The 3,687-nt window shown below is 46.7% G+C and carries 2 protein-coding genes and 1 pseudogene; 2 read left to right on the top strand and 1 reads right to left on the bottom strand.

The features are described 5' to 3' along the window. Positions 1-2,144, bottom strand: a 2,144-nt coding sequence (locus KB557_RS09720; RefSeq protein ID WP_255133686.1) for an AAA family ATPase, incomplete at its 3' end; no start/stop codon positions are given. Positions 2,145-2,749: 605 nt separating this feature from the next. On the opposite strand from KB557_RS09720, the gene KB557_RS09715 reads away from it, so the two are divergent. Together KB557_RS09715 and KB557_RS09710 are read left to right on the top strand one after the other, a co-directional pair. Next, the gene (locus KB557_RS09715; RefSeq protein WP_255133684.1) at positions 2,750-3,277 is read left to right on the top strand and encodes a hypothetical protein; all 528 of its coding nucleotides are present in this window, start codon (positions 2,750-2,752) and stop codon (positions 3,275-3,277) included. Next, positions 3,277-3,687, top strand: a pseudogene (locus tag KB557_RS09710) (terminase); the annotation flags it as partial. The gene KB557_RS09715 and the pseudogene KB557_RS09710, both read left to right, overlap by 1 nt.

Genomic DNA, 3,687 nt, shown 5'->3' with positions numbered 1-3,687 from the left:
GAATGGGGGTTCCTGGAATCGCAGATCGTCCAGCCGCTCTCCCATTTGCCCTGCCTAAACACCTCAACCGCTTGCTCTAACTGGGGTTTGAGCGTTTCAGCGTCATTTGCGGTTTCTACGCATAAAACGGGCGCGTTAGAAGAAGAACCAGCCATAAAAGAATGATCCTTAGAAGGTTCTTCTTCTGGAATAAAAGAAGAAAAAGAAGATATAGATCTAGGGGGTTGCACCCCATTTGCACCAAGTGATACCAATGGATCTGGGGGGGTTGCAGGGGGGGTTGCAGGGGGTTGCACCCCATTTACACCAGTGATAGCAATGGATTCCGAGGGAGAAAAATCTGGATTTGGAGGTAAAAGACCTAAATCCGGCAGATTAGAGGGGGGATCGATCGCTCCCTTCGGGTCGCTCCTCCCCCCTAAATCAGCAGAAGGGAGAGAAGAGGCAGAGGCAGAGGTAGAGGCAGAGCCCTCCGCTATACGTTCAGCGTCATACGGGTAATAGGTGTAGCCGGAGAACTGTTGGCCGGTTTTTATGAATAGGCGGTCTCTCTCTAGAGCCTCTAAATGGTGAGCAGCGGCTTGCCTAGTACATTGCAGCAGCTCCATAACAGCTCTGTTTTGAAGCCCCTGGCCGGTGTTCATGTAGACCGTTAAACCCTGATCCAGAACCTTTGTTCGTGATGGGCCCAGGGCTTCTCTGCGCCTGAACATTGCCTCAGCCTTCAAAAGGCTATCGGCGTTGCAATGATGTATCCATTTACCTAATGGAGCTACTTGCTCAACAATTATCATTTGATCTTCACTCCTACCCAGACTCGTAATAAGGATTCGTTTATCTTGTTGCAATATTTCATCTTTGGCTGGATTTAGCCAATTCATATTTATAGTTTGATCAAATGGCGAAGTAATTGAACCGTGGCCGGATGCAGCTTTAATTGCAGTTGCGCCACCAGCTTTAGATGCATGATGTACACAGATAATAGTTGTATTGCAATCTGCTTTAATGATTGCATCCATTAAAGCTTTTATAGGTTTGATAAAATCTTGGGTGATTTCATCTCCGTCTGAATACGCGCGTAAGCAATCAAGTACCAGCATCGAGTTAGGCTTTGCTTTACATAGCCCTACAATGTATTTGATACCGTGGCTGCTTAAGTCTAAATCAACACCTTTGCATGCTAGCTTGATATTTGGCGCACTAATTTCGCCACTTGGCAATTCTACGCCTATGCCCTCTTTTAATATTAAGCGCGACCATTGTCCCCTTGCCATATCATTACCAAGAATAATAAAATTATCGCAATAGTTATTTATTGGCTGATCTAAACAGTGAGATTCGCGGCGTATCATGCAACCGATAAGATGGGCAATTATTGATGTTTTGCCAACTTTTGGGGCTGCGACAAGTAAATTAGTAGATTGATATAAAATTAAACCACCCCATAATTCTTGCTGTGAATCAGCTGGTATTAATACATCTCCACCATATAAAACAGGCTCTTTGTATCCTGTTTGCCGAATAAGAGCTTTGGCTGTACTTTCCGATAAGCTAAACCCTAATTCAGCTGCTTCTTTTTTGGTTAATAATGCTTGCTTTAATGGGTCGTCGGTTGTTGATTTAATCGAAAGAATCTTAGCTTCTAAAGTATTTAGATCCTTAACATCCTGATCAATATCTTCAATGCTGCTAATGGCCGCTGCAATCTCATCGTTTGATGGACTCTTTGCGTAGATCCAATCCTCAATGCCCAGGCCACCATCGGCAGGCGGATTGCTCCACGGGAGCCCAGGGGCAAGCAATTGCTTAACCCCTGGCACTTCGCTGCTCAAATACCTGAACCACTTATCTAGATCGGCTGTATCGCAATCAGGCACCAATACGATCTCAACCCCATTGGCCCGCATCGCCTGCAGTTCACCCGCAAGAACTTCATCCTTCTGGTTAAGCAGGCTGATGGCTGTAAATCCTTTGCCACATAGCAGTTCAGCTTTCAGCTCACCCCTAACCACAAACAGCCGTTTTGCATCTCCAATCTTTTCCCATAGATACGGAGCAATCTTTTTTTGAGGCACCCCCTGCAGGCTGCCAGCCCACTTCACCTCCTTTGGCTGACCCTCAATATCCTTTCGGTAGCGCTGCACTGGGCAGGGCGATCCATCCCAGAAGCAATAGTCGAAATACCTGGTCCCATATTCCCGTGGGGCCTTGGCCCATTGGGTCTCGGCCCCTTGGGTTTTGGCCCTATGGGTTAAGACCCAATGGGTCTTGGTAGGCGAAGCATCAAGCTTCCACATCCCAGCCCCTTGCCCCTCGGTGCTCTCGCCTAGATAGACGTAAGCCGGGTTATCAATAGAAGCTTTCCCAAGCTTTCCATCGCGTTTGGTATGGCAGAAAACCCTGCTATCACTAGCAATCCTGCAATCTCCATCCTTTGTACGCCCGCAAATTGGGCATGGCAATTTGGCACCAGATGGCGCAAAAGATCTTGTCATCTGCTAAAATATGCGTGGTTAAGTTACTTTTGTTTCCCGCATCACACCGGGATAGGGGGGTCGAAGCCCCCCTTTCCTATATGCAGCGGTATCGCAACATATCACGCTATCCATAGTGCGTCATCCAACCAAAGCACTACATATAGCCATTGCTACCCATCGGGGCTTCACCTGCTTTAGGTCCCCTCAGTATGCGTAAGCTTGCAAGTTGGCTATAGCTGCTAATATCAAATCAAAACTTATTCTTGTTTTCTGTGGCTGATGGCGATAGCTGCTCCGTTGATTCCGTTGAGGAATTGCGTAGCGCTGCTAATGCAGAAGACGAAAACGGCAAGCCGCTCTATATCGCAGTTGATCCAAGCCGTCCGCTCGGTAATAAAAATCCTCCACGCCGCCCAAAAGGTGTTGCAGCACCTCCACCAAGACCCTCTAGGCAGGAGGTGGAGCGACGAATAGCAGAAAGTCAGTTATGGCTTGCTGAACGTTTGCCAATGGTGATGATTGTTGAGAAGGCTCGAGATAGTTGGGGAATACAAAATACTCAGACCGTTAACCGTTATCTCAATCTTGCTCGTGATCGCATGGTAGAAGACTTAATCTCTGATCGCAAACGTCATACTGCTGAGCAGATTTATGCGCTTAATGAATTAGCGCGTAAGGCAACTAATAAGGAACAATACAACGCTGCTGTTGGTGCCTTTCGCGTTATTGCTGAAATTGGCGGCATTTTACGTGCACCACTCAAAGCACCTGATAGCACTGGCGGTTCCAGGAACAGTTGATGACTGGCCTGCTGCTTGAGCCTGCGCTCGATGCCTGGGATGACTGGGGTTTATTAGATGTTCCTGATCCTGCATTTAAACAAGTAACAACCAAGCAAAAGACATTTCGTGATTTTATTGCAACTGCATACCCTGATTATGCATTTCATACCTGGGCAAATAAGCTGATCGCTTTATGTGAGCAAATAGCAGATGGCACACTTAATCGTTTAATCGTTACGATCCCGCCGCGCACTGGGAAATCATTACTTGTATCAAAATTATTTCCTGCTTATTGGATAAGCCGTTACCCTTCTCGTTTTTGCGCAATTGCTTCTTATTCTGCTGAACTTGCTTATGCCCATTCACGGGAAGCGCGTCATTATTACGTAACAGCCAATCATCAATTATCAAAAGATAGTACCGCTGTT

The organism is Synechococcus sp. Cruz CV12-2-Slac-r (assembly GCF_024346075.1).
In the GTDB taxonomy this organism is placed as follows: domain Bacteria; phylum Cyanobacteriota; class Cyanobacteriia; order PCC-6307; family Cyanobiaceae; genus Synechococcus_D.
This window is presented reverse-complemented; position numbering and strand designations above follow the sequence as displayed.